The sequence below is a fragment of the Blautia sp. 210820-DFI.6.14 genome (assembly GCF_020558815.1).
Taxonomy (GTDB): Bacteria; Bacillota; Clostridia; order Lachnospirales; family Lachnospiraceae; genus Blautia_A; species Blautia_A obeum.
Genome location: NZ_JAJCKS010000001.1, coordinates 140,382 through 164,607 on the forward strand (window position 1 = coordinate 140,382; position 24,226 = coordinate 164,607).

Consider the following 24,226-nt stretch of genomic DNA (forward strand, 5'->3'; position numbering starts at 1 on the left):
TAGTTACATTGTTTGTACTGTTTCATATACATGGTATTTTAACACTTTAACATGCAAAAAACAAGGACTATTTTGACGCATTAATTGTAGTTGTTTTTTTCTGATGAATCAAGTATACTTAAGAACAAATGTACGTGTTTTATAATTTTTGATTCAGAATGGAGCATCTGCTATGGATTTATTTGAATATGCCAAATCAAAAACACTTGACCGCGAATCTCCACTGGCTTCCCGGCTTCGTCCTACTACGCTGGATGAAGTCGTTGGGCAGGAGCACATCGTTGGCAAAGATAAATTACTGTACCGTGCGATCAAAGCTGACAAGCTGACTTCTGTTATTTTCTATGGACCTCCCGGAACCGGAAAGACTACCCTTGCCAAGGTAATCGCAAATACTACCAGTGCAAGTTTTACCCAGATCAATGCGACAGTCGCCGGTAAGAAAGACATGGAAGAAGTCGTAAAAGAGGCACAGGACCGTCTTGGCATGTACGGCAAAAAAACGATTCTTTTCATTGATGAGATTCACCGTTTCAACAAAGGCCAGCAGGATTACCTGCTTCCATTTGTGGAGGACGGTACGATCATTCTGATCGGTGCAACTACTGAAAATCCTTATTTCGAAGTAAATGGAGCTCTCCTTTCCCGCTCCATCATTTTTGAACTGAAACCTCTCAGTAATGAAAATATCCGCACGCTGATCCTCAGAGCCGTAAATGACTGCGATAAAGGCATGGGAAATTATGGCGCCGTAATTGATGACGATGCCCTGGAATTTCTGGCTGATATGGCAGGCGGTGATGCCCGCAGTGCCCTGAATGCGGTAGAACTTGGTATCCTTACTACCCCCAAAAGCGAAGATGGTTCTATTCATCTGACACTGGATGTTGCGTCTGAATGTATTCAGAAACGAGTCATCAAGTACGACAAAAAAGGCGACAATCACTACGATATCATATCCGCCTTTATCAAAAGTATGCGTGGTTCCGATCCTGATGCAGCAGTCTACTATCTTGCCAAGATGCTCTACGCCGGAGAAGATGTCAAATTCATCGCCCGACGTATCATGATCCTCGCCTCAGAGGATATCGGAAATGCAGATCCACAGGCATTGCAGGTCGCCGTTGCTGCCGCACAGGCTGTTGAACGTGTCGGCATGCCGGAATCACAGATCATCCTTTCTCAGGCAGTCACTTATATGGCCTGTGCTCCAAAGAGTAATGCCTCCGTCAATGCCATTTTTGCCGCCATGGATTCTGTGAAACACACACAGACAACTGTTCCGGTTCACCTGCAGGATGCTCACTACGGCGGTCATGAAAAGCTCGGCAAGGGAATTGGATATAAATATGCTCATGACTATCCAGATCATTATGTTGATCAGCAATATCTTCCTTCTGAGATTGAAGGTTCTCATTTCTATGAACCAGGTGATCTTGGCTACGAAAAAACGATAAAAGAATATCTACAAAAGATAAAAGGGAGAACTGATTAAATCAGTTCTCCCATCAGCATTCCATAAATATCCTGTGATTTCTTAGCCCAACTGTGGCACATCGCCTGTGCAGCTTCCCTGCTTGGTGCTGCCAGTGTCAGATCCAGCACTGTCGTATCTTTTTCAATGATCTGGCAGCGCACTGCATAATTTCCCTGTGGTGTCGTATAATAATCTGCCGGTGTCAGGATGCGTTCCTGCACCTGTCCGCCATGCGTCTGCAGATAATCTTTTACTTCGTTCTTAATCTCACCCGACAGTTCTTTTTCAAAATAAGAAAGTGTCTTTTTTCCCTCTTCCGTAATCTCATAATAGGAACTGTTGGAAATTGTTCGCTTTCTCAGAAGCTCTGTTTCTACCAGTTCAGAAAGTACTTTCTGAAGCTGAAAATAATCTGTGTAATCTCTGTCCAGTATAAATTCTGAAATCTGAGAATTTGTCAGTGTTTCTTTTGAATGTTTCGCCATATATAAAACGATCAGTTTATAAGTTGTAAATGGTTCTGCCATTTCAATCACCTCTTTCTCACACAAGTCAGGCTTCTCGCTTCTTATTGCAGCTGTTTGCCCTGCCAGCTGTTACGAACCTTCATTTCGTGATGAAGAAGATTCAGAACTTCCCGCTTCCGGCTTGCCCACAATGGTGCGATAAGCAGCTTCTCCGGTCCATCTCCCGTCATTCTGTGAATAACGATTGACGGATCCAGATATTCCAGACAATCTATCAGTAAATTCAGATATTCTTCTCTTTCGTAGACTCGGAATTTCCCGGCCAGGTAATCCTCTGCCAGATCGGTTCCCTTCAACACATGCAGAAGCTGCAATTTAATTCCCTGAATATCCTGTCCATTCAGATACTGCATTGTCTCCAGAATGTCTTTTTCTGATTCTCCCGGCAGTCCCAGTATCGTATGCACGATCACCTCAATCTGGCGCATCCGCAAATTCTGTACTGCATCTTCAAAACAGGAAAGCGGATATCCTCGTCGAATATAGGCAGCGGTACGCTCATGCATCGTCTGAAGTCCAAGTTCTACCCATACCGGTTTCCTCTGGTTCAGTTCATTCAGGAGCTCCAATACATCCTCACCAAGACAATCCGGTCTCGTTCCGATGGATAATGCGACCACCGACGGATGCGCAAGCGCTTCTGTAAAGATTTTCCGCAGGTATTCCACCGGTGCATACGTATTGGTATATGCCTGAAAATAAGCAATATATTTATGGATCGGCCGCTTTGCAGAAAGCAATGCGATCTGACTGTCGATCTGTTCTGTTACCGACAGCTCTGCATCTGCAGCAAAATCCCCGCTTCCACCGGCACTGCAGAAAATACAGCCTCTGCTGCCAAGCTTACCATCCCGGTTGGGACAGGACATTCCTCCGTTCAGAGTCACCTTATAAACTTTTTCTCCGAACCTTTCCCTAAGCATATGATCCAGCGAATGATACGGCTTTCCATTCCAGTTCTTCTGCTGTGTCACCGCATCTGTATTCATACTTCTGTGCCTTCGCTTTTCTGTTCTTCATTTTCTTCCTTCGGCATATAATGATCAAATATTTTTACAAGGAAGAAGGAATTACAGTACGCGATCACTCCGAATCCCATGACCAGAAACAGAGCAAACAACGTGGACTGTATCTGATAAGAGCCTATAAATAACAACAGCAGCGGACAAAGTCCGATCAGTACCATGACAACTGTATACGGAAGATGGCGGATTGCCATGAACAGTGCATTTTTGATCGTATTACGGATCGTATTGTAAAACCTGGCAAGAACCGGATAAACATATAAAAACAGTACATAATATATGATCACAAATGCCATAAAGATCACATGAAAAATCTGACCGGCACTTCCAGGCATATTTTTGGCAACATTCAGATCCAGATAAAGAACCGCACCAACGGCGATCATGATCAGATTAATAATTGTCGCCTGTTTGAAATTATCTTTAAAAGATTTAAAAAAGCTCCGAACAATATAAGCTTCCTCATTCCGGACCATCTTCAGTGTCACATAATACATAGCCGTAATAGATGCTCCGGCAGTAACGATCGGAATACAGCAGACCAGACAGATAATATTCAGGATACAAAGATCTGCCACCTTATTCATAAATGTAAAAAACTTATTGTCCATACTGAAAAAACGTCCCATATGCACAGCTCCTTTGTCTCTTTCTTCTTCTCCGGCTTATGCCTGTCTCTGCTTTACAGTATAACGAAATTCCTGAAAAAAAGCAATCAAAACCCAAACGGTTGTTTTCTTATGTGTTACTATGTGCAGCATTCTGTTCTGGATTTTATGGCAGGATCAGCTGATCTACTGTTACAAGTTCATATCCCTGATTTTTCAGTTCATCGACAACCTGCAGCGCCGCTTCAACAGAAGTATCATATTCATCATGCATCAGAATGATCGCGCCATCCTCTATCTGTTCCTGCACTGTACGAACGATTTTTTCTGTATTCTGCACCTTCCAGTCCAGTGTATCGATCGTCCAGAATACAGGAAGCATCTCCACACATAGTTCCAGATTTTTCTTCCAGGCACCAAACGGCGGGCGCAGGTACAGTGGATAAACACCTGTTGTCTCATAGATCAGATTATTTGTTTTCAGGATTTCTTCCCTTGCCTTCGTCTCATTCAGTTTATCCAGCTGTACATGATGATAGGTATGGTTTCCTACCAGATGCCCTTCTTTCTGCATCCGTTCTACAAGTTCCGGATACTGTTCAACCTTCTCTCCAAGAAGAAAAAAAGAAGCTCTGACATTCCGCTCTTTCAGACCATCCAGAAGAAGTGGTGTATATCTGATATCCGGTCCGTCGTCAAATGTCAGTGCCGCCTGCGGATGCTTCCATTCTTTCACAGCTATTTCCGTAACTGATGTTTTTTGTGCCTGGGCCTGCATGGATTGCTCCACCAGCCGCATCATCCCCGGACCTGCTATATTTTCAGCCAGGATTCTGCCTGAAATACGGTGCGAGTCCATACTTTTTACTCGCACCGCAGTTATGATCAGTACGATCACAAATATCCCAATTCCTGCTTTTCTTTTTTTCATATTCCGGTTTCAAATCCCAGACATAACTATCCTTCTGTTCAGTATATGAAATGTGGCAGAAAAAAAGCACCAGGGCTCGCAAAAAGCCCTCAGTGCTCTGTAATGGTCCTGTATTTTATTTACCAAGCATGATCTTCAGCTGTGTTTCAATTGCATCCACACATTTGTCAAATCCGAGTTTTCCACTGTTCAGACAGAGATCATAATTCGTGGCATCACTCCACTGACCACCTGCAAATTTACGATAATAATCCTGTTTACGCTTATCATCTTTGAGAAGGAATTTCTCGACATCCTCTCTTGATCCGGAGATCTTCTGAGATGCCTGCTCTACACGGAACTCCCATGGTGCATGAATGAATACACGCAATGTATTCGGTCTGTCCTTGAAAACATAATTGACACATCGTCCGACAATTACATAGGATTCTTTCTCTGCAAGATCATTGACCACTTTTGCCTGATAGTTGAAAAGATTTTCATCTGAAATGAATTCCTTACTTCCCGGCTGATGCAGATTTCCTTTGTAAATGCTTTCTTTATTTCCAAAAAGAGAACCCTTTACCTTATCTCCCTCTTCTACTTTACCGAAAAGTTTTACATCAATTCCGCTCTCATCAGACGCCATCTGGATAATCTGCTTATCATAAAAAGAGATTCCCAGACGCTCTGCCAGCATTTTACCAACGGTGCGACCGCCACTTCCATACTGTCTTGCGATTGTGATTACAACCTGATCCATACCGATTTCCTCCTTATTCTCCCAGATATGCTTTCTGGACAGATTCATCATGAAGCAGATCATCTGCTTTGCCTTCCAGAGTGATGCTTCCTGTTTCAAGGACATACGCTCTGTCAGCAATAGAAAGGGCTTTCTTCGCATTCTGCTCAACAAGCAGAACCGTTGTTCCACTCTCACTTACTTCTTTGATAATATCAAAAATCTCATTTACAAAGATCGGTGACAGCCCCATCGAAGGCTCATCCATCAGAATGATCTTCGGTTTGCTCATCAGCGCACGCCCCATTGCGAGCATCTGCTGCTCTCCACCGGAGAGTGTACCTGCACGCTGTCCTGTACGTTCTTTCAGACGAGGAAATCTTTTGTATACCATTTCCAGGCTCTGAGCGATCTCGTTCTTGTCTTTTCTTGTATAAGCACCCATCAGAAGATTCTCATATACAGACATATCTGCAAATACTCGTCTTCCTTCCGGCACATGGGCCATACCCATCTCAACGATCTTATGTGCCGGTGTTTTGGTAAGATTTTTACCTTCGTAAATAATACTTCCTGCTTTTGCCGGGATGATTCCGGTCAGTGTCTGTAAGGTCGTGGTCTTACCAGCACCGTTTGCACCGATCAGTGCAATAACTTCTCCCTGTTCTACATGAAAGGAAATTCCCTTCAATGCCTGAATCACGCCATAATAAACCTGGAGATCTTTTACTTCCAACATTGACATTTGATCTTCCTCCTTATTCTCCCAGATATGCGGTGATAACAGCCGGATCCTTCAGAACTTTGGATGTCTCACCCTGTGCAAGCACCTGTCCGAAGTTCAGTACAGTCAGCTCTTCACAGATACCGCCAACCAGCTTCATATCATGTTCGATCAGAAGAGTGGTCATATCAAAATGTTTCTGCACAAAACGGATCGTATCCATCAGTTCCTGTGTTTCGTTTGGATTCATACCGGCTGCCGGCTCATCAAGAAGAAGGAGCTTCGGATCTGTAGCCAGTGCCCTGGCGATCTCAAGTTTACGCTGCTTACCATATGGAAGGTTTCCTGCAAGTGTCTGAGCTTCCTTGTCAAGATCAAATACTTTCAGAATCTCCATTGCTTCTTCATTCATTTCCTTCTCGACTTTATGATACTTCGGAAATCTCAGGATTCCGGTCAGTGTGGAATAGGGATGATGATTGTGCAGTCCTACTTTAACGTTGTCAAGAACCGTCATTTCTTTAAACAAACGGATATTCTGGAAAGTTCTCGCAATACCGGCCTTGTTGATCTCTATTGTACTCTTTCCTGTGATATCCTGTCCGTCGAGTTTGATAATACCTTCTGTTGGTTTGTAAACACCTGTAAGAAGGTTGAAAATTGTTGTTTTTCCTGCACCATTCGGTCCGATCAGGCCATACAGCTGGCCCTTTTCGATAGATACATTAAATCCGTCAACTGCGCGAAGACCGCCGAACTGAATAGCCAGATGATTTACCTCTAACATTGCCATAGTTAAGCTGCCTCCTTTTTCTTTGCTGTTCCTTTAAATTTTTCAACTACTCGTGCTCTCCAGTTTCTTGCTGCAGGAGCCCAGTTAAAGAGCATCATAACGATCAGGACAATCGCATAGATCAGCATACGGTAGTTTGCAAATCCACGGAGAAGTTCCGGAAGTGCATAGAGAATGATCGTTGCGATCATAGAACCTCTTAAGTTTCCGATTCCACCAAGCACGACATATACCAGAATCAGGATAGACATATTGTAGTCAAATCCGGATACCTTTAACATAGAAAGGTTATGTGCATACAGTACGCCTGCAACACCTGCAAGAGCTGCTGAAATAGTAAATGCAAGAAGTTTGAACTTCGTCACATCAATACCTACAGATTCTGCCGCAATACGGTTATCTCTGGTTGCCATGATCGCACGTCCGCTTCTAGAGTTTACCAGGTTCTGTACGATAAACAGCGTAAGCAATACCAGAATGATTCCGATCGGGAAGAAATAATGCTTTACGTCTTTATAAAGAGCACCTGTTCCTGAAATACCAAGTGCACCTTTGAGGATCTGTTTGCCGCCTGCTGCAAGCTTGAGATTTGCAGAACTTGTTGCAACATGAAGTCCGTTTTCATCAAAACCGACATACAGGATATTGATCAGGTTTTTGATAATCTCGCCGAATGCCAGCGTTACGATTGCGAGGTAGTCACCACGAAGGCGAAGTACCGGGATACCGATGATCACACCAAACACTGCTGCTACTGCTGCACCGATCAGAATTGCAAGGATAAATCTCGGCACCTGCGGGATATCACTTGCAATGTGAGAAAATAATGCACTGGAATATGCACCAACGCACATGAATCCTGCATGGCCAAGGCTCAGCTCACCGGAAAAACCTACAACCAGGTTCAGAGAGATTGCCGCAATCGTATAAACGCAAAGCGGAACCAGCAGACCTGTAAGAAGTCTTGAGAGGTTTCCTGTTCCGGAAAGGATCTCTACGATCACAAAAATTGCGATTACAATTCCATAGTTGATAAAATTGTTTTTTGTTGTTTTGTTCATTGTTTTTTTCATTCTGACCACCCCTTATACTTTCTCCTGGATGTTCTTTCCGAACAGTCCGGTAGGTTTTACAAGAAGTACCACGATCAGAACCGCAAAACAGATCGCATCTGCAACCTGAGAAGAGATATAGGCTTTACCGAAGATCTCGATCACGCCGAGAAGAATACCGCCGACCATGGCTCCCGGAATGGATCCGATACCACCAAATACGGCTGCTACGAATGCCTTAATACCAGGCATGGCGCCTGTATATGGAGTCAGTGTCGGGTAGGTCTGACAGAGAAGAAGTCCGGCAATTGCTGCAAGTCCGGAACCGATTGCAAATGTCATCGAAATTGTCGCATTGACATTGACACCCATGAGCTGTGCTGCGTCACGGTCTTCAGAAACGGCCTGCATGGCACGTCCTGGTTTTGTCTTCTGTACAAAAAGCATCAGACCGGCCATAATCACAATACAACTCAGGATTGTTACGATCGTAATTCCCTTAATAACAAGCTGTCCGTCAAATAAAGACACCGACGGTACATCAATAACAGTTACAAAACTCTTGGCATCTGCACCGAAAATCAAAAGTGCCAGATTCTGAAGCAAATAGCTGACACCAATCGCTGTGATCAGTACAGCCAGGTTGGATGACGCCTTACGAAGCGGGCTGTACGCTACTTTCTCGATCACCATACCAAGAACGGTACAGAAGATTACAGAAAGTGCAACAGCCAGCACCGGAGACATGCCTCCTCTGGTAACAGCGGTAAGGATCACATATGCACCGACCATGATGACATCACCATGAGCGAAGTTCAGCATTTTAGCGATACCGTATACCATTGTATACCCCAGGGCAATGATCGCATAGATACTGCCCAGGCTGATTCCATCTTTTAAATAGGATAAAAAACTCATAATGCACCTCTTTAAATAGTTGTCATATTAGCTCAAGAAAGGGGAACGGCCCTGTGATAACAGGCAACCGTCCCCCGTCCTCTGATTACATTATTTTAATCTGATTATTCCATTTCTACGTAAGCGCCGTCCTGGATTTCGAAAGCTTTTGGCTCTTTATCGCACTCGCCGTCTTCTGTCCATTTTGCTTTACCTGTAAGACCATCAAGCTCTACACTCAGCATTGCCTCAGACATAGCTGCGCTGATGTCTTCGTTGGACATATCCGGTGTGATCTCAGCTGCATCTGCTGCTGCTTTCATTGCATAGATTACATCATATGTATCTGCTGCGAACTGGTTCGGAACCTCATCTTTGTTAGCATCTTCGTATGCTTTAACGAATGCCTGAGATTTCTCATCTTCTGATGTAGCAGAGAATGGTGTCAGAAGCATAACGCCTTCTGCAAGAGATGTATCGAAGTTTTCTACTCCAAGAATACCGTCCATACCGTCTACACCGAATTTCTTAACGTCGTCCATACCTGCATCATGTGCCTGCTGAAGAATCAGAGCATTGTCTGCATAGTAGTTAGGAAGGAACAGAAGTTCTGCGCCGCTGTCTTTGATTTTCTTAAGCTGTACAGAGAAGTCTGTGTTGCTGTCTGCTGTGTATGCTTCATCAGCTACAATTTCCAGACCGTTTTCTTCTGCTGCTGCAACGAACGCATCGTTGATACCTGAGTTGTAGTCTGCGGATGAATCATAGAGAACTGCTACCTTTGTAGCAAGACTATGCTCACCGATGTACTGTGCAGATTTTGTTCCCTGTGCAGGGTCTGTGAAGCACATACGGAATTCGTTGCTTCCTGCTGTGATACTGTCCACTGCTGTTGCAGATGGTGTAAACATGAATGTGCTTTCTGCTGCTTCTGCTCCGACTGCAATACAGGAACCGGATGTTACAGTTCCGCAAAGCATCTGCATTCCTTTGTCAAGAAGGTCATTGTATGCATTTACTGCCTTCTCCGGGTCAGCCTGATCATCACCTGCGTCAAGAATTTCTACGTTGTATCCGTTGAATCCACCGTTTGCGTTGATTTCTTCTGCTGCAACCTGTGCTGCGTGGTATACACCAAGACCATACTGTGCGTTGTCACCTGTCATAGGTCCGATTACACCGATCTTGAATGTCTCCGCATCATCCGCAAATACAGCCGTCGGCATCATTGCTGCTGTCATAGCTACTGCTGCTGTTACAGCAAGTACTTTTTTCATATTTTTCATAATAAGATCCTCCTATCTTATACTTCAGCTAGCTTTACTTTCATTTGCTAAAGCTTTAATGTAGTTGATTATAGCATTCACTTATCACGATTGCAAGCAGAAATTTTAGATTTATTTAATATTTTGTGTTTTTCTCGAGAACTCTTGTTGTCCTCAAACGGACATTAGGTTCAAAAAAAGACCGTAGTTCAATAAAGAACTCCACGGTCTCCATAATTTTACAACTTATGCTACTGCTTTTTTAGCGATTTCAGCAAGTGCTGCAAATCCTTCTGCGTCGTTTACTGCAAGTTCAGCAAGCATCTTTCTGTTGATGTCGATGTTTGCAACTTTCAGACCATGCATCATTTTGCTGTAGGAAAGTCCATTCATTCTTGCAGCTGCGTTGATACGAGCGATCCAAAGCTGTCTGAACTGACGTTTTTTCTGTTTACGTCCTGCATAGGAGCTTGCAAGTGCTCTCATTACAGACTGTTTTGCTACTCTATACTGTTTGGAACGAGCTCCTCTGTAGCCCTTTGCCAGTTTTAATGTACGGTTATGTCTTTTCTTTGCGTTTAATCCGCCTTTAATTCTTGCCATTTCTTATTTCCTCCTGTTCGTCTTCCAATATCATCTGCTGCTTATTATTATAAATAAGGCAGTGCTTTCTTAATGTTCTTAAGGTTTGTAGAATCAACAACAGTAGCTTTTCTCAGATTTCTCTTTCTCTTCTGAGATTTCTTTGTTAAGATATGGCTCTTATAAGCTTTATTTCTCATGATTTTTCCGGTTCCGGTTTTTTTGAAACGTTTTGCTGCTGCTCTACAAGTTTTAATCTTAGGCATAATTATTTCCTCCTTAATTCGTGGTACTGTTTTTTATTTCTTATTATCAAGAACACGTGCCAAAACACGCTGTCTGTGATAACTGCTTAACGCTTTTCGCTGAGAAACATTGTCATGCTTCTGCCTTCAATCTTAGGGGCTTTCTCAACAACTGCCACATCTGCAAGATGTTCTGCAAAATCATCAAGTACATGTTTGCTGCTTGCCATATGTGCCATTTCTCTTCCACGGAAACGTAATGTAACCTTAACACGGTCTCCTTTAGAAAGAAATTTTCTTGCTGCATTGACCTTCGTCTTCAGGTCATTGGTATCAATGTTTGGAGAAAGACGTACTTCCTTGATGTCAATTGTCTTCTGTTTTTTCTTAGCTTCTTTTTCCTTACGGGAGAGCTCATAACGATACTTGCCGTAGTCGATAATTTTACAAACCGGCGGCTTTGCCTGCGGTGCGATTTTAACAAGATCAAGTCCGGCTTCCTGAGCCTTTGCAAATGCTTCTCTTGAAGAAACGATTCCAAGCTGTGCTCCATCCGGTCCGATCAAACGTACCTCTTTGTCTCTGATCTGTTCGTTAATCATTAAATTGCTAATTGTAGTACACCTCCATACATTTAAATAAATGATAAACCTGAATCTCTCAGCTACTGTATAGGAACAGTAACTCCACCCTGTCTTATGAAAACAAAAAAGAGTATGGACAGTTTCCACACTCTGCTATATCCAGGGATAACCAAATGAAACCTCTTTTTCATTTTTATCTCTGTGCATTCCCTGATCTCTGTAGATCAGCCTGCTACGATATATCAACCCGAGCCGCATTATATGCGCTGAGGTGAGAGTGAAACTCTGCTTTGTTTTCCACGTACTTTAAAAAGATATCATGTCTTTTATATAATGTCAAGTTATTTTTTATACATATTTTTATTTTTTCAGCGCATACTATTCCTGCATGACGTTTGCTGTTATGCATAATCATATCATTATATAAGAAGGAGGCTTCTATTATGACAATTCTGAAATGTAGTGCCACAAAATGTCTTTACAATGAAAATGAGCTCTGTTCCAGAGGCGATATTGAGATTACAGGAGATAATGCTCATCGTGCAGATGAAACAAACTGTGGAAGTTTTCGTGACCGCGCGACTGCCGGTATGACAAACAGCAAAGCTCATCACTGCGGCTGTGAAAAAATCAACATCGACTGTAAAGCTCAGGAATGTACCTATAACGATCAGCGCAAATGTACGGCTTCTGCCATTGATGTGGCCGGATGCAGCACAGACGGATGTAACGAAACAAAATGTAATACCTTCTCCTGCAAATGCTGATCCTGACGCTCAAAAAGACGCTGCATCAAACAGCGTCTTTTTTATGTCTGAATCATTCAGTTTCTAATCCTGTCGCTTCCTATCTGTTTCTCAGGAAATCCGGAATCTGGATATCTTTCTTCTGTACTGTGCTGGTCGGAACTTTGCCTGTATAAGAACCATTGTTCATAGTCGGCAGACTGAAGCTTGGCATGGACATTGTACTGGAAGACGGTGCAGATGTACCTGCTGCCGGTTTACGTACACCAAATGGTGTTGTATTGCTTCTTGTACCAAATGGAGTGGTCTTTGCAGCTGTATCGGATAATCCGGTTGCAATAACTGTGATCTTAGCATAGTCTGCAACAGAATCATCATACATAGCGCCAAAGATGATGTTTGTATCTTCACCTGTCAGCTCCTGTACATAGCTTGCTGCATCATTTGCATCCATAAGAGAAATATCTCCGGAAATATTGATGATCACATGAGTAGCACCTTTGATGGTTGTCTCAAGCAGCGGAGAGGATACAGCCTGCTGAACAGCTTCCATAGCCTTGTCATCTCCTCTGGCCTCACCAATACCGATATGTGCGATTCCTTTATCTGTCATAACTGTCTGAACATCCGCGAAGTCAAGGTTGATCAGTGCCGGCAGATTGATCAGGTCTGTAATTCCCTGGACAGCCTGCTGCAGAACCTCGTCAGCTTTGCGAAGTGCTTCCGGCATAGTTGTACGACGGTCTACGATCTCGAGCAGTTTATCGTTCGGGATAACGATCAATGTATCAACAGCTTTCTTCAGATTCTCGATTCCTGTAAGAGCATTGTTCATACGTGTTTTTGCTTCAAAACGGAAAGGTTTTGTTACAACGCCAACGGTCAGGATTCCCATTTCCTTAGCTGCTGCTGCAATAACAGGAGCTGCACCTGTACCGGTACCACCACCCATTCCACAGGTAACAAATACCATGTCAGCACCTTCGATCAACTGTTTTACTTCTTCTATGCTCTCTTCAGCGGCCTTCTGACCAACTTCCGGCTGTGCACCGGCGCCAAGGCCTTTTGTAATCTTTTCACCAATCTGAAGTACTGTTGGAGCTTTGCAAAGTGTCAGGGCCTGTTTATCAGTATTTACACCAACAAACTCAACTCCTCCGATGGCTTCTTCCACCATTCTGTTAACTGCATTATTACCAGCCCCGCCTACACCGATTACAATAATCTTTGCAGAGGACTCAGCTTCATTTGACATAATCTCTAACAATGTACTTCCTCCTTTATTTACCTGATATCAGCGTATCAGGCTGCATATAGATATATCATATATTTTTTTTTCGAATTAATCAACTACTATTTTTGTTTTTTTATACTTTTTTCACTATTATTCGCCATTTCCATCACTCATAAGATTCCTCATCTGTATCTCCCTGATCCCAGCCATCCGACTCTTCATCACTGTAGCTCTCAGTATCTTCATCCGAGGAATCTGTATTCGTATCAGAACTGTCTTCTTCTGAATCTTCCTCCGAAGTATCACCTGAAGAAGTGCCGTCATTATCCGGCATAGGTCCCACGTAGTTGCCATCTTTGTCATACTCGCTAACACCATCAAAGCCACCGGATTCATTATATCCGCCTGTCCAGTCTCCAAAGCTGTCCAGAAGTTCCTGCGTCGGCTCCGATCCAACATAGTTCAGATTTTCATCATATTCACCGGAACCTGTATAATCGCCTTCTTCGTCATAACCGCCTACCCAGTTTTCTTTTGCATAATCAAGTGCCGTCTTTGGTTTTGCTCCTACATAATTGCCATTTTCATCGTATTCACCATCACCGGTATAATCACCATTTTCATCATAACCTCCGGTCCAGTTCTCTGCAGTTACTTCCTCTTCCTCTTTTTCAAAAGTCACTGTTTTAGAACTTTCTGTGATATTCTCCATATGAAGGATCCCCTTCTCACCCGTAATCTGTGGAAGAATCGCAACCATTCTGGACATTTTATCTTCCAGATATTTATCTTTTCCAAGTTTTACCGTGATGTCTCCATAAATAAGGTCTATGGTGGAATCATCCTCCAGCTGGATATAATCTGGCTGGAGATCATTTTTTGCAAAAATCGTAGAAAGTGCAACCGCAGTATTTAGAACAGCATCCTTAATCGGAAGTTTTTCGTTCATAACAACTTTTTTTACCTGAATACCCTCAAAATAGGGGACAGACTCATCCCTGGTCTTGTCGCCTTCTACAAACATTCCATTTCGATCAAAATACACATAGCTGTCAAGATATGGGATACAACCCACTACACTTTTCTCACGGACACTGATCACGATCGAGTTCCGACCGGATCTGCTGACGGAATATCCTTCAATATATGGCACACCCTGCACATTATTTTTTGAACACGTGATCGGTGCCAGAACAGAATTAGAAGAAAAAGCTCCTGTAAGAACCATTTCCTTCAGTTCTTCTTTTGTATAGTGGTTACTTTCCATCACTTCCACCTTTGACACATGAAAAAAAGCAAAGAAAAAAATAATCCCGGCCAGAACAGCAACAGCAGCAGCTCCTCCGACCAGTTTCGCCTGTTTTTTTGTTATTTTAAATTTCCTGTAATTGGATGTTCTCATAAAAAACTAATACCTGTATCCTCTGAACTCATATTAACTCAAACCGATAAGATATCCTCCATATAGATTTCTGCCTGAAGGTACCTCAAATCTCTGCAAATGTCTTCATACCCTCTTCGGATAAAAGGAACACCCTCTATCACAGATTCTCCATCTGCTGCAAGAGCCGCAATCACTAGCGCTGCTCCACCTCTCAGTTCCTCTGCCCGCAGCCTGCATCCCTTTAATCTGCTTCCACAAATTTTTACTTCGCTTCCCCTGACTTCTATGTGTGCCCCCATTTTTGTAAGTTCACTGCATATCTTAAACCGGTTCTCAAATATATTCTCCCTTATGCGGCTTATTCCCGGAACTGTAGTCAGTACTGCCAGCAGTGGTGACTGAAGATCTGTCGGGAATCCCGGATAAGCTTCTGTTTCCAGAAACGGAACCGAAAATTGTATTCCGGCTCCATTCGCTATTAGTTTACCACTCTTCCATTCATATTGTCCACCCATTTTCCGATATACTTCAAGGAACGCCTCCATTTCTCCCTCAGGTGCATTCTCCACAGTCACTGATCCACGCGAAGCTGCAGCCGCGCAAAGATATGTTCCTGTAACGATCCGGTCTGCCGGTATCAGCATCTCTGTCCCGTGAAGAGAGGTCACTCCCTGAACCCGGATGCACCCTTCTTTCTCATGGCAGATCCGTGCTCCCATCTTTTGCAGAAATCTGCAAAGCCATGTAATCTCAGGTTCTCTTGCACAATTTCTGAGTACGGTTTCTCCTTCAGCCAGAACAGCTGCAAGCAGTGCCTGTTCCGTGGCCCCTACACTTCTGTCAGGAAAATTTATCTCCTGCCCTTTCAGCTTTTTGCAATCTGCCTGAATTTTTCCGTTTTTTTCTGAAATTATCGCACCCAGACTTTTCAGCGCATACAGATGAAGATCTATCGGACGTTTTCCGATCACGCAGCCGCCCGGATAACCGATCACACCTCTTTGGTTTCTGCCGAGAAGTGCTCCCAGCAGAATCACAGAACAACGCATTCTTCCTGTATATTCCGAGGCAATTTCCATTCCACAGACTTTGCTGCAGTCAAGATACAGATCATGGCCCTTCCACCAGGTAACGACTCCCAGAATGTGAAGGATTTCTTCCATATAACAGACATCAAGAATACGCGGACAGCCTCTCAGAACACAGATTTCCCTCTGAAGCAGTGATGCAGCCATGATCGGAAGTACTGTATTTTTTGATCCCTGCACAGTTATGCTGCCCTTAAGACAGTTTCCCCCAATCACGTGAATTTCATCCAAATGATCCACTCCCACAGAGTCTCTTACAGTTAATATATGCAAAGACCAGACTTCCGTCACAGAAGTCTGGTCTTATATTACAATGCTCTTACATATTCTTTGAACATGTCTCCACGCTGTTCATAATTATCAAACTGTCCCCAGCTTGCACATGCCGGTGAAAGAAGTACCGCATCACCAGGATTGGCTTTTTCGGCACATATCTTTACTGCCTCCTCAAGATTTTCACAGAGAATGCATGGGCAGACACCAAGACGTTCTGCCGCCTCTTTGATCTTGTCACGCGTCTGGCCGATCAGCACCAGATATCTTACCTTCCCGTCAAAAGAATTCAGCCACTCATCATAACTGGAACCTTTGTCGTAACCACCACCGATCAGGAGCGTCGGACGGTTCATTGCCTGGATTCCTTTTATTGCTGCATCAGGATTGGTTCCCTTGGAATCATTATAATATGCAACACCATTTTTCTCCATGACATATTCAATGCGGTGTTCTACTGCTGTGAACGCACAGATGCTCTTACGGATATTTTCCACAGACACACCTGCATAATATGCCATTGCAGATGCCGCCATAACATTCTCAAAATTGTGCTGTCCGAGAAGTTTCAGTTCTCCTGTATGTACCAGAGGGATTTCTTCGTCTGCTGTTTTCAGTACGATCAGATCTCCATCCAGATAAATACCCTCGTCCAGTTTTCTCACGCTTGAAAAATACACAGTTTTCGGAACAATGTGTCTGCCAAACTCACGAAGCACTTCATCTTCATAGTTCAGGATACAGTAATCCTCTGCTGTCTGATTTTTGACGATCAGTTCTTTGACGCGGATATATTCTTCCATCGTATGGTGTCTGTTCAGATGGTCTTCCGTAATATTCAGGATTGCACTTACCTTCGGTGCAAACTCTTCGATCGTTTCCAGCTGGAAACTGCTGATCTCGGCCACTGTTGTGGAGCTATCTTTCATTTCCAGTGCCTTTGATGTATATGGAGTTCCAATATTTCCTACTACAAAAACAGAATCTTCTGCATCACTCATAATCTTTCCCAGAAGAGCTGTTGTAGTTGTTTTGCCATTTGTTCCTGTAATTGCCAGTACTCTTCCCTTGCCGGTACGATACGCAAGTTCTACCTCACCCCATACCGGAAGTCCCTGTTCATAAAAGCTCTTTACAAGCGGAATATCCGTCGGTACACCAGGACTCAACACTGCCAGATCCAGTCTCTTCTGCACTTCTTCTGGAAGTTCTCCTGCATATACTTCAATATTGTTGCAATCTGGAACTTTTTTTATTACAGTCTCTTTATCAAGATCTTTATTTCCATCATAAATGACAGGTTGCGCCCCTACTTTCGCCAGAAGCTCTGCTGCACCGATTCCACTTTTTCCGGAACCAAATACAAGCACTTTTTTCCCCTGTAAATTCATTTTAATTTCCTCCTTATTACCTATGAGCAAGCTCATGTGGATTTTGACCTTTTTGTCCGGACATCTTATAACGCCAGAAGTGCGATCAGGCACATAACAGCAGTAATTACAGAAAATACTGCTACAACTCTTGTTTCTGACCATCCACACAGTTCAAAATGATGATGGATTGGCGCCATTTTAAAGATACGTTTGCCATGAGTGGCTTTAAAATAAGTTACCTGAATCATGACAGAAAGTACTTCTACCAGATAAATCAGACCGATCAGCAAAATAAACAGCGGCATCTGCATCATATATGCAGCACCTGCCACAAATCCGCCCAGTGCCAGAGAACCGGTATCTCCCATAAACACTTTTGCCGGATATACATTAAACAGAAGGAATCCCATCAGTCCACCGACAACGGCTCCTGTCACAGGTTCGATCCCGCTCTTTGTTCCAATGGAAACTACGGTAAAAAATACCGCTACGATCAAAGTCACGCTGGAAGCCAGTCCATCCAGGCCATCTGTAAAGTTCACACCGTTTACAGTACCGATCACAGCAAAAAACAGCACCGGAATCGCAAGCCATCCAAGGTTCAGATAATGATCCGGCCAGAATGGGATACGCATTGCAAGATCAATATTTGTATAGTTCAGGATATAAAAAACAAAAATACCGGTCACAACGACCTGCAGTCCAAATTTCTGCCATGCCAGCAGTCCGTCTGAACGTTTCAGTACAACTTTCAGATAATCATCCAGAAAACCGATGATTCCAAATCCAAGTGTCAGAAACAGTACTGGAATAATTGCCGGATAGTCTTTTACATAGAACAGAGAAGTAACCACTGCAGCGATCAGAAAGATCACTCCACCCATTGTCGGAGTTCCTGCCTTTTTCAGATGCGACTGCACACCTTCCACTCGTTCTGTCTGTCCCATCTTGAGTTTTCTCAGAAACGGGATGATGACTGGTCCCAGGATCACACTGATCGCAAATGAGATCAGTACCGGGAATACAACTTGAATATTCATCCTCACACCTCTTATCATTCTTTCGTTTTTTATTACGTTTGATTATAAGGCTTTTCGTCTGATTTATCAACTCCCAGATACGGGAGTATATTTTCGAAGATACTTCTCACAACGGGAGCTGCGATCGTTCCTCCATAATAAATTCCCTGTGGATCATGGATAATACACAATGCAAGAACTTTCGGATCATTTGCCGGTGCGAATCCCAGAAACGAAGAAATATAGCGATTTGCACTTCTGGGAAGCGTCTGTGATGTTGCAGTCTTTCCGCCAATCCGATATCCCTCCACTGCTGCATTGCGCCCGGATCCCTCCTCAACTACCTGCTCCAGGATATACCGGACAGTTTCAGAGATCTTGCCATCCAGAATCTTTCTGCCATTGGAATATTCCAGCGCCTTTACTGTTTCTCCATCTGATGACTCAATCGCCACTCCAAAATGAGGAGTGATCAGCGTTCCACCATTGATCAGGGAACTCACAGTTGCTGCCAGACGAATCGGTGTGATCTGAAAAGACTGTCCAAACGATACCGTCGCAAGTTCCACTTCTCCCATATTTTCTTCCTGATGCATGATCGTTCCCGCCTCTCCCGGAAGATCGATCCCGGTCTTTTCCATCAGTCCAAACTGTCGAAAATACTGATAGTACTTATCCGCACCAAGCCGTAATCCCACCTCAATAAACACCGGATTGCAGGAATTTTCCGCACCTTTCACAAAATTCTGTGCTCCATGGCCTCTTCGGTTTGCACAGTGGATTCGCCGGTCCTCCACCAGCTTATATCCCGGGCAGTAAAAAGAATCGTTCAATGATACTACTCCTTCCGCAAGGCCGGCTGCCATCGTAATGATCTTAAAAGTCGATCCTGGTTCATATGTATCATTCAGACACGGATTTCTCCACATCTGATTCAGAAGATCCTGTTTTTTTTCTTCACTCATCCCTTCTGCATCCATGCCTGAATTCAGTTCAAAAGGCTCATTCAGATCAAATTCCGGAACATTTACACAGGCATAAATTTCTCCATTCTGCGGATTCATAAGGAGTATGGAAACCCTTTCGGCCTGTTTTTCTTCCATCACTTTCTGTGCCGCCTGCTGTACATATTTCTGTATATCTGCATCCAGACTTATTCTCAGTGTATAGCCTTTTTGTGGTTCTTCTCTGTTTTCACCGATTCCGTCCAGTTCAATCCCTCTCGCATCCGTTGTTGTCAGGATTTTTCCAGGTTTTCCCTTTAGAATATCATCATATTCCACTTCCAGTCCAATGATTCCCTGATTATCCCCGCCTGTAAACCCAAGCACCTTCGACGCGAGTGTCCCCATCGGATAGTAACGCCTGTAATCTTCATCTACTTTTATCCCCGCAAATCCTGCATTTCGAATTTCATCTCCTGTTTCTTTCTCCACATTTGTACGTATTCTTTCTATGGAAGAAATTTTTTCTACTTTTTTCCGTACAGTCTGCTCAGATATCCCCAGTTTTTCTGTCAGAAGAGCGATCACTTTTTCCGGCTCTTTTATCTGACTGTGAATTACAGAAATCGTACACACTGTTTTATTTGCAGCAAGTACTTTTCCCTTTGCGTCCACAATTTCACCACGTGCGGCCTTAATGTCTCTTTCCCGTTCATGAAGATCCTCCGCTTTTTCATAATAATAATCCGAACGAAAGCCCATAAGATAGATCAGTCTGCCAATCAGACACAAGATCATCAGCAGACACAAAAAGAAAACGATCCACACTTTCCTTTTATGAAATGTATAATTTTTTTTCATAAAAAAATCCTCTGGAAAACAGTCTTAACAATATATGACTGTTCTCCAGAGGAGATGTGTACGACTCTTTATTTAGTCCAGCCCGGCCTCTTCGTTTGTGATGCCTTCGCTTTCCATATCGTTATTTTCTGTAGTGTCCGATTCATCCTCTTCCGGTGGTGCAGGAACATTGGTATCTGAAATCGCTTCCTTCAACGTAGTGTCTGAATCCGAAGAAGACGCAATCAGATATGTGGACATGATATACTGTCCGTTATCATCCAGCTTGTGTTCTCCGTTGTCATTTAAAAGATAGCCATTTTCATCAATACGGTTTCCTTCAAGATCCACGCGGTTTCCACTGCCATCCACCAGATTTCCCTTTTCATCCACACTACTTCCGGATACATCTACCAGGTGGCCTTTAAATCCTTCCCAGAGTTCTGTCTCAGGAACACTGCCGTCTTCAGATTCATCCGGAGTAACATTCAGATACGGAAGAAGTTCTGACAGAATTCCCTGCGCGATATACTGCGGATATTTACTGTCGGCCTGGTCCTCTGTATTCGGTTCATCCACAACTACATAGAGCAGAATCTGCGGATCATCTACCGGAGCAAATGTAATAAATGAAACCAGATATTTACCATTTCCTCGCGGAAGTTTTTCGGCAGTACCTGTTTTACCACCGGAACTGTAACCCTGTACCTTGGATGTACCACTGGTACCTTCCTGCACGCTGGCCTGCATGTAAGAACGGATATCTGCTGATATCTCTGAAGAAACTGTCTGTTTCATAAAAATCGGATCAAATTTCTTTACAGTTGAACCACTGCTGTCTTTGATCTCACTTACCAGATGAGGCTGATAATAGGAGCCTCCATTGATAACAGAACACATTGCATTGATCTCCTGGAGCATCGTGCAGGTAAATCCCTGTCCAAATGCAGAACAGGCAAGTTCTGTTTCACCCATGGTATCTGCCGTATGAATAACACCTGATCCCTCATTTGGAAGATCGATTCCCGTGCGGCTTCCAAAGTTGAACAATGTCTGTGCCTTCAGGAACTGTTCTGTTCCCATTTTTGCTGCGATCTGCATCATCGCATCATTACAGGAATTTGCAATAACATCCCGCAGTGCCTCTGTACCATGCGCATCCGGCCATACCGCACACTTGATATACGTATCACCATTCGCACCAAACGTCTGTCCACCATCACAGACAAAAGTATCTGTTTCTGAAATCTTGCCTTTTTCCAATGCTCCTGCCATAACGATCGGCTTCACAACAGATCCCGGTTCATATGTCTCAGTAACACAGAAATTACTCCACATGGCATTCAACGCTGTCACTGTATCTTCATCACTCATTGCCGCAATTTCTTCTTCGGAACACTTGCTGGAAAGATCTCGCGGATCATTCAGATCATAGCGGTCCCCGCCATCCATGGCAATGATCTCACCGGTAGATGGCTTCATTGCGATCACACCGATATTTTTTGCTCCCATGGCTTCTTTAAATCCATTAACATATTTTTCAACAATCTGCTGTACACCCACATCCAAGGTTGTTACAATACTCTGTCCGTCTTTCGGATCGATGATCGTCTGTTCCACATCTGCATTGTCATTGATATATCCATACTGACGGCCATCCGTCCCCATCAACGTACTGTTATAGTAACTCTCCAGCCCTACGTCTGCCGTATCTCTGGAAAGTGTAAATCCAATCGCATCATTTGCAAGCTCATTAAACGGATAGCTTCTCAGATAATCTTCTTCAAACCATACCCCTTTTATATTTGCCCGCTCTGCTTTCTGTGCATCTGACAGCTCGCTGTCTTCAGCCGGAGATTCATAATCTTCAAAAGCTTTTTTCTCATCCATGGAGAGCTGCTTCTTCAGGATCTGATACTGGCTGTTCTTCGTATCCTCGGCGGAAAGGATCGACCGAATCTTGTCTTCATCAAGTCCCAGCACATCTGTCAGTGCTCTTACTGTCGGTTCTACATATTTTTCATCAGAGTTGACGGTCTTGCAGTCAAGGATCACAGAATACACTTTCTGACTTGTCGCCAGAATATTACCGTTACGGTCATAAATATCTCCTCTTTTCGCTGGAAGAGTACTGCTCTGATACTTCTGCTGTGCCTGTGTCAGAACCTGTTTTTTGTATTTTTTGCCACTGGTAGCATTAATATAAGTAATTCTGCCCAGTAAACCAACTAAAGCTAGCAGCACTACAGCGAATAGTCCTACTAGCTTTCCTCTCATTTTGTGATTAATTTTTTTCTGAGGTCTTCTTCGATTCCTCGTATTGGTATTGCTCAATGATCTATCACCTCTTGGACTCAGGAACTTCCTGATACTGTCTTACATAACTGTTACTCGGCATAGTATAAGTCTTTTTCTGGTCATCTTTCGGATAATTCATTCCCAGACGCCCTATGGCAAGCTTCTTGATCGTATTCAGATCCACATTTGAAGTTACCTGACTCTCATATGCATTGTTGTCTTCTTTAATCTGTGACAGTTCTGTTTCCAGAGAAGCAACTGTTTTTATCTTACCTGTCAGCTCCGATTTCAGCTGAAGATAATTGACACAGCAAAAAAGTACGGCAACACTTACCACTGCAAGGAACACCACAAAACCGCGTCCCATGCTCTTTGCTTTTTCTCTGTTTCTCTGTGCTTCCCGACTGAGCTGTCTCGGGTGAGCTGCCGGTCTCTCCGGCATATTTTCACGAACTCGCCGCGCGGTCTGCACTCCAGGAGCCTGATACGGTCTCGCAGGAACTTCCTGCAGTCTTCGCACCGCATTCCCATCCACATACATTCCACGGGCATTTCTGGCATTTGTTCTGTTTTTTCTGGATGTGACTGCTCTGTTCGTCCTCTCCATCTACATCTCACAACTTTCTACTTCTATACTTAATTAAAGATATCTTCTTTCAAAGATTCTGAGTTTTGCACTCTTAGATCTCGGATTCTCTTCCATTTCTGTCTCACTTGGCAGAATCGGTTTTCTCGTGATCACTTTTCCTTTGGATTTCTTGCCACATACACATACTGGGAAATCCGGTGGACAGGTACATGGATTTTCATTTTTTCGGAAAATTGTTTTTACAATCCTGTCCTCAAGAGAATGAAAGGTAATAATACAGATTCTTCCGCCATCATCCAGAAGATCGATCATCCCATCCAGTGATTCTCTCAGAACATCAAGTTCCCGGTTCAGTTCAATTCGGATTGCCTGAAAAGTTCTCTTTGCAGGATGTCCTCCAGTTGCCTGGATTTTCATCGGAATCGACTGTCGTATGATCTCGGTCAGTTCTCCGGTTGTCTGAATCGGTGCTTTGGCTCTCGCAGCCACAATATGTTTTGCAATGTTTTTTGCAAATTTATCTTCACCGTAATCACGAATGATACGGTACAGTTCTCTTTCATCATAACCATTCACGATATCCGCAGCTGTGCGGCTCTGTCTCTGGTCCATTCTCATATCCAGCGGTGCATCCACACGATAGGTAAATCCACGCTCTTCATTGTCTAACTGATAAGACGAAACTCCCAGGTCCAGAACAATTCCATCAACTTTCTGAATTCCCAGGTTCTTCAGCTCATTCGCCATGTAACAATAATTGCTGCGAATAATCTGAACTCTGTCACCATAGGCGGACAACCGTTCACTCGCAGCAACTATTGCATCTTGGTCCTGATCTATGCCAATAAATCTCCCCTTGGCAGAAAGTCTGCGGCACACTTCCTGTGCGTGCCCTGCTCCTCCCAGAGTTCCATCCACATAAGTACCATCAGGTTTTACCCTTAAACCATCGATGGTTTCTTCCAGTAATACAGATTTGTGTTTAAATTCCATATCCGTCTCCTGTT

General features: G+C 43.5%; 24 protein-coding genes. 2 read left to right on the forward strand and 22 right to left on the reverse strand.

The window, feature by feature from the left end; all coding sequences use genetic code 11:
- The first annotated feature begins 172 nt into the window (after window positions 1-172).
- A complete protein-coding gene (locus LI112_RS00615) occupies window positions 173-1,495 on the forward strand; it encodes a replication-associated recombination protein A (protein ID WP_117627579.1) in 1,323 nt (440 codons plus the stop codon).
- Here the strand turns inward: LI112_RS00615 and LI112_RS00620 are convergent.
- The 13 genes from LI112_RS00620 to infC form a co-directional block, all read right to left on the reverse strand.
- The gene (locus LI112_RS00620) at window positions 1,492-2,004 is read right to left on the reverse strand and encodes a DUF4364 family protein (RefSeq protein ID WP_005427862.1); all 513 of its coding nucleotides are present in this window, start codon (window positions 2,002-2,004) and stop codon (window positions 1,492-1,494) included. The two genes, LI112_RS00615 and LI112_RS00620, sit on opposite strands and share 4 nt — an antisense overlap.
- A 41-nt stretch (window positions 2,005-2,045) precedes the next feature.
- A complete protein-coding gene (locus tag LI112_RS00625; RefSeq protein ID WP_117753493.1) occupies window positions 2,046-2,993 on the reverse strand; it encodes a TIGR01212 family radical SAM protein in 948 nt (315 codons plus the stop codon).
- Window positions 2,990-3,658 carry a YesL family protein gene (locus LI112_RS00630; protein WP_055065796.1) on the reverse strand — a complete coding sequence of 223 codons (669 nt, stop codon included), beginning with the start codon at window positions 3,656-3,658 and terminating at the stop codon, window positions 2,990-2,992. The genes LI112_RS00625 and LI112_RS00630 overlap by 4 nt, the downstream gene beginning before the upstream one ends.
- Before the next feature lie 145 nt (window positions 3,659-3,803).
- A complete protein-coding gene (locus LI112_RS00635; RefSeq protein ID WP_227190077.1) occupies window positions 3,804-4,568 on the reverse strand; it encodes a polysaccharide deacetylase family protein in 765 nt (254 codons plus the stop codon).
- 115 nt (window positions 4,569-4,683) lie between these two features.
- Window positions 4,684-5,310, reverse strand: coding sequence for an AAA family ATPase (locus tag LI112_RS00640; RefSeq protein WP_117627655.1), 627 nt, complete (start codon window positions 5,308-5,310; stop codon window positions 4,684-4,686).
- A 13-nt stretch (window positions 5,311-5,323) separates the two neighbouring features.
- On the reverse strand, window positions 5,324-6,034 hold the full coding sequence (locus LI112_RS00645; RefSeq protein WP_022389213.1) for an ABC transporter ATP-binding protein: 711 nt from the start codon (window positions 6,032-6,034) through the stop codon (window positions 5,324-5,326).
- A gap of 13 nt (window positions 6,035-6,047) precedes the next feature.
- Window positions 6,048-6,806 carry an ABC transporter ATP-binding protein gene (locus LI112_RS00650; RefSeq protein ID WP_227190078.1) on the reverse strand — a complete coding sequence of 253 codons (759 nt, stop codon included), beginning with the start codon at window positions 6,804-6,806 and terminating at the stop codon, window positions 6,048-6,050.
- A gap of 2 nt (window positions 6,807-6,808) precedes the next feature.
- The gene (locus tag LI112_RS00655; RefSeq protein ID WP_227190079.1) at window positions 6,809-7,879 is read right to left on the reverse strand and encodes a branched-chain amino acid ABC transporter permease; all 1,071 of its coding nucleotides are present in this window, start codon (window positions 7,877-7,879) and stop codon (window positions 6,809-6,811) included.
- A gap of 12 nt (window positions 7,880-7,891) precedes the next feature.
- Window positions 7,892-8,776, reverse strand: a complete 885-nt coding sequence (locus tag LI112_RS00660) for a branched-chain amino acid ABC transporter permease (RefSeq protein WP_015541988.1) — start codon at window positions 8,774-8,776, stop codon at window positions 7,892-7,894.
- A 104-nt stretch (window positions 8,777-8,880) separates the two neighbouring features.
- Window positions 8,881-10,041 (reverse strand): ABC transporter substrate-binding protein, encoded by a 1,161-nt coding sequence (locus LI112_RS00665; protein ID WP_022389210.1) that lies wholly within the window; start codon window positions 10,039-10,041, stop codon window positions 8,881-8,883.
- Window positions 10,042-10,266: 225 nt separating this feature from the next.
- Window positions 10,267-10,623, reverse strand: coding sequence for a 50S ribosomal protein L20 (rplT, locus tag LI112_RS00670; RefSeq protein ID WP_005427881.1), 357 nt, complete (start codon window positions 10,621-10,623; stop codon window positions 10,267-10,269).
- A gap of 47 nt (window positions 10,624-10,670) precedes the next feature.
- The gene (gene rpmI / locus LI112_RS00675) at window positions 10,671-10,868 is read right to left on the reverse strand and encodes a 50S ribosomal protein L35 (protein ID WP_015541985.1); all 198 of its coding nucleotides are present in this window, start codon (window positions 10,866-10,868) and stop codon (window positions 10,671-10,673) included.
- Between the two features lie 86 nt (window positions 10,869-10,954).
- Complete coding sequence (gene infC, locus LI112_RS00680; protein ID WP_022389209.1) at window positions 10,955-11,449, reverse strand: translation initiation factor IF-3; 495 nt, start codon at window positions 11,447-11,449, stop codon at window positions 10,955-10,957.
- Between the two features lie 425 nt (window positions 11,450-11,874).
- Here infC and LI112_RS00685 point away from each other — a divergent pair, with 425 nt between their 5' ends.
- Window positions 11,875-12,198, forward strand: a complete 324-nt coding sequence (locus tag LI112_RS00685; protein WP_022389208.1) for a DUF1540 domain-containing protein — start codon at window positions 11,875-11,877, stop codon at window positions 12,196-12,198.
- 79 nt (window positions 12,199-12,277) lie between these two features.
- Here LI112_RS00685 and ftsZ read toward each other — a convergent pair whose 3' ends face one another.
- From ftsZ to rsmH, 9 genes are all read right to left on the reverse strand, one after another.
- The gene (ftsZ, locus tag LI112_RS00690; protein ID WP_055055440.1) at window positions 12,278-13,432 is read right to left on the reverse strand and encodes a cell division protein FtsZ; all 1,155 of its coding nucleotides are present in this window, start codon (window positions 13,430-13,432) and stop codon (window positions 12,278-12,280) included.
- A 145-nt stretch (window positions 13,433-13,577) separates the two neighbouring features.
- The gene (locus LI112_RS00695) at window positions 13,578-14,813 is read right to left on the reverse strand and encodes a cell division protein FtsQ/DivIB (RefSeq protein WP_022389206.1); all 1,236 of its coding nucleotides are present in this window, start codon (window positions 14,811-14,813) and stop codon (window positions 13,578-13,580) included.
- A gap of 38 nt (window positions 14,814-14,851) precedes the next feature.
- On the reverse strand, window positions 14,852-16,123 hold the full coding sequence (murA, locus tag LI112_RS00700; protein WP_319638624.1) for a UDP-N-acetylglucosamine 1-carboxyvinyltransferase: 1,272 nt from the start codon (window positions 16,121-16,123) through the stop codon (window positions 14,852-14,854).
- Between the two features lie 68 nt (window positions 16,124-16,191).
- Window positions 16,192-17,547 carry a UDP-N-acetylmuramoyl-L-alanine--D-glutamate ligase gene (gene murD, locus LI112_RS00705; protein WP_044926212.1) on the reverse strand — a complete coding sequence of 452 codons (1,356 nt, stop codon included), beginning with the start codon at window positions 17,545-17,547 and terminating at the stop codon, window positions 16,192-16,194.
- 65 nt (window positions 17,548-17,612) lie between these two features.
- Entirely contained in the window at window positions 17,613-18,569 is a 957-nt protein-coding gene (mraY, locus tag LI112_RS00710) for a phospho-N-acetylmuramoyl-pentapeptide-transferase (protein WP_022389203.1), read from the reverse strand.
- Between the two features lie 32 nt (window positions 18,570-18,601).
- Window positions 18,602-20,353: a penicillin-binding protein 2 gene (locus tag LI112_RS00715; protein ID WP_022389202.1), complete on the reverse strand. Its 1,752-nt coding sequence runs from the start codon at window positions 20,351-20,353 to the stop codon at window positions 18,602-18,604.
- Window positions 20,354-20,425: 72 nt separating this feature from the next.
- Window positions 20,426-22,666, reverse strand: a complete 2,241-nt coding sequence (locus LI112_RS00720; RefSeq protein WP_022389201.1) for a penicillin-binding transpeptidase domain-containing protein — start codon at window positions 22,664-22,666, stop codon at window positions 20,426-20,428.
- A 7-nt stretch (window positions 22,667-22,673) separates the two neighbouring features.
- Window positions 22,674-23,237 carry a hypothetical protein gene (locus tag LI112_RS00725; protein ID WP_173898806.1) on the reverse strand — a complete coding sequence of 188 codons (564 nt, stop codon included), beginning with the start codon at window positions 23,235-23,237 and terminating at the stop codon, window positions 22,674-22,676.
- Between the two features lie 33 nt (window positions 23,238-23,270).
- Window positions 23,271-24,212, reverse strand: coding sequence for a 16S rRNA (cytosine(1402)-N(4))-methyltransferase RsmH (rsmH, locus tag LI112_RS00730; RefSeq protein WP_005427903.1), 942 nt, complete (start codon window positions 24,210-24,212; stop codon window positions 23,271-23,273).
- Window positions 24,213-24,226 lie beyond the last annotated feature (14 nt).

Coding starts and splice junctions, on each gene's coding strand:
- LI112_RS00615 (WP_117627579.1), top strand. CDS start 173: ATGGATTTATTTGAATATGCCAAATCAAAAACACTTGACCGCGAATCT.
- LI112_RS00620 (WP_005427862.1), bottom strand. CDS start 2,004: ATGGCAGAACCATTTACAACTTATAAACTGATCGTTTTATATATGGCG.
- LI112_RS00625 (WP_117753493.1), bottom strand. CDS start 2,993: ATGAATACAGATGCGGTGACACAGCAGAAGAACTGGAATGGAAAGCCG.
- LI112_RS00630 (WP_055065796.1), bottom strand. CDS start 3,658: ATGGGACGTTTTTTCAGTATGGACAATAAGTTTTTTACATTTATGAAT.
- LI112_RS00635 (WP_227190077.1), bottom strand. CDS start 4,568: ATGAAAAAAAGAAAAGCAGGAATTGGGATATTTGTGATCGTACTGATC.
- LI112_RS00640 (WP_117627655.1), bottom strand. CDS start 5,310: ATGGATCAGGTTGTAATCACAATCGCAAGACAGTATGGAAGTGGCGGT.
- LI112_RS00645 (WP_022389213.1), bottom strand. CDS start 6,034: ATGTCAATGTTGGAAGTAAAAGATCTCCAGGTTTATTATGGCGTGATT.
- LI112_RS00650 (WP_227190078.1), bottom strand. CDS start 6,806: ATGGCAATGTTAGAGGTAAATCATCTGGCTATTCAGTTCGGCGGTCTT.
- LI112_RS00655 (WP_227190079.1), bottom strand. CDS start 7,879: ATGAAAAAAACAATGAACAAAACAACAAAAAACAATTTTATCAACTAT.
- LI112_RS00660 (WP_015541988.1), bottom strand. CDS start 8,776: ATGAGTTTTTTATCCTATTTAAAAGATGGAATCAGCCTGGGCAGTATC.
- LI112_RS00665 (WP_022389210.1), bottom strand. CDS start 10,041: ATGAAAAATATGAAAAAAGTACTTGCTGTAACAGCAGCAGTAGCTATG.
- rplT (WP_005427881.1), bottom strand. CDS start 10,623: ATGGCAAGAATTAAAGGCGGATTAAACGCAAAGAAAAGACATAACCGT.
- rpmI (WP_015541985.1), bottom strand. CDS start 10,868: ATGCCTAAGATTAAAACTTGTAGAGCAGCAGCAAAACGTTTCAAAAAA.
- infC (WP_022389209.1), bottom strand. CDS start 11,449: ATGATTAACGAACAGATCAGAGACAAAGAGGTACGTTTGATCGGACCG.
- LI112_RS00685 (WP_022389208.1), top strand. CDS start 11,875: ATGACAATTCTGAAATGTAGTGCCACAAAATGTCTTTACAATGAAAAT.
- ftsZ (WP_055055440.1), bottom strand. CDS start 13,432: ATGTCAAATGAAGCTGAGTCCTCTGCAAAGATTATTGTAATCGGTGTA.
- LI112_RS00695 (WP_022389206.1), bottom strand. CDS start 14,813: ATGAGAACATCCAATTACAGGAAATTTAAAATAACAAAAAAACAGGCG.
- murD (WP_044926212.1), bottom strand. CDS start 17,547: ATGAATTTACAGGGGAAAAAAGTGCTTGTATTTGGTTCCGGAAAAAGT.
- mraY (WP_022389203.1), bottom strand. CDS start 18,569: ATGAATATTCAAGTTGTATTCCCGGTACTGATCTCATTTGCGATCAGT.
- LI112_RS00715 (WP_022389202.1), bottom strand. CDS start 20,353: ATGAAAAAAAATTATACATTTCATAAAAGGAAAGTGTGGATCGTTTTC.
- LI112_RS00725 (WP_173898806.1), bottom strand. CDS start 23,237: ATGGAGAGGACGAACAGAGCAGTCACATCCAGAAAAAACAGAACAAAT.
- rsmH (WP_005427903.1), bottom strand. CDS start 24,212: ATGGAATTTAAACACAAATCTGTATTACTGGAAGAAACCATCGATGGT.